The sequence below is a fragment of the Pseudoduganella sp. RAF53_2 genome, assembly GCF_052113985.1.
Taxonomy (GTDB): Bacteria; Pseudomonadota; Gammaproteobacteria; order Burkholderiales; family Burkholderiaceae_D; genus Rugamonas.
In genome coordinates this window covers 1-1,339 of the sequence record NZ_JBFRDW010001010.1, presented here as the reverse complement: position 1 = coordinate 1,339, position 1,339 = coordinate 1, and the positions used below count along the sequence as shown (strand labels likewise).

The 1,339-nt window shown below is 59.5% G+C and carries 3 protein-coding genes; all 3 read left to right on the top strand.

Annotated elements, in window-relative coordinates:
* The first annotated feature begins 9 nt into the window (after positions 1-9).
* Entirely contained in the window at positions 10-624 is a 615-nt protein-coding gene (gene cyoC, locus AB4Z11_RS31890; RefSeq protein WP_442030206.1) for a cytochrome o ubiquinol oxidase subunit III, read from the top strand.
* Entirely contained in the window at positions 621-1,019 is a 399-nt protein-coding gene (gene cyoD / locus AB4Z11_RS31885) for a cytochrome o ubiquinol oxidase subunit IV (RefSeq protein WP_442030204.1), read from the top strand. Before cyoC ends, cyoD begins: the two co-directional genes overlap by 4 nt.
* Positions 1,016-1,339 (top strand): SURF1 family cytochrome oxidase biogenesis protein (locus tag AB4Z11_RS31880; protein ID WP_442030202.1); only part of this gene is annotated, 324 nt, incomplete at its 3' end. The genes cyoD and AB4Z11_RS31880, both read left to right, overlap by 4 nt.

The window sequence follows — 1,339 nt, the reverse complement described above, 5'->3', positions numbered from 1 at the left end:
CGTAAAGACATGAGTAACCATAACGCTACTGCTGACAGCTCGCGCTATTTCGTGCACGAGCACCATCCGGAGAACGGCACCCTGCTGGGCTTCTGGATTTACCTGATGAGCGACTGCCTCATCTTCGCCTGCCTGTTCGCGACCTACGCGGTCCTGGGCCGCAACTACGCCGGCGGCGAGTCCGGCGCGGAACTGTTCGACCTGCCGCTGGTGGCAGTGAACACCTCGCTGCTGCTGCTGTCGTCCATCACCTATGGCTTCGCCATGCTGGAGATGCAAAAGAAGAAGCTGAAGCCGACCATGATCTGGCTGGCCATCACCGGCCTGCTGGGCGCGGGCTTCATCTACTTCGAGCTGTATGAGTTCGTACACCTGATCCACGAAGGCAACGGTCCGCAGCGCAGCGGCTTCCTGACCTCGTTCTTCGCCCTGGTCGGCACCCACGGCCTGCACGTGACCTTCGGTATCGTGTGGCTGATCACGCTGCTGTTCCAGCTGAAGAAACATGGCCTGACCCCTGAAAACGGCCGCCGCCTGATGTGCCTGTCGATGTTCTGGCACTTCCTGGACGTGGTCTGGATCGGCGTCTTCACCTTTGTCTACCTGATGGGAGTCCTGCCATGAGCGACCACAATCACGACCACGACGACGACCATGGCCACGGCCATCACGGTCACGATGATCACGATCACGGCAGCGTCAAGAGCTATGTCACCGGCTTTATCCTGGCCGTTATCCTGACCGCCATTCCGTTCTGGCTGGTGATGGGCAAGGTGTTCGACAAGTCCAGCACCACCGGCTTCGTGCTGCTCGGTCTGGCCGCAGTGCAGATCGTGGTGCATATGGTTTACTTCCTGCACATGAACACCAAGTCGGAAGGCGGCTGGAATATGCTGGCGACGATCTTCACGGTCATGATCGTGGTGATCATGCTGAGTGGCTCGATCTGGGTCATGTATCATATGAACCACAATATGATGCCGGGCATGACGTCCGGTATGGCTCACGACATGCCATGACGATGAGACAGCAAGGTTCAGCAGATCTGGCGGCGCCAAGGCGCCGTTCTGCTGGCCTGCGCTTAGTCCTCCTGGTGATTGGAAGCCTGCTTTTTGCAGGCTTTTTCGCTTTAGGAACGTGGCAAGTGCAGCGCCTGCAGTGGAAATTGGCTCTTATCGAACGCGTGAATGAGCGCGTGCATGCAGCACCTGTCGATGCGCCCGCCGTGGCGGACTGGCCGCAGGTCAGCGCCGAGCGGGACGAATACCGTCACGTGCGCCTCAGCGGCGTTTATGCTCTGGACGCGACGGCCCGTGTGCAGGCATCGACGGAACTGGGC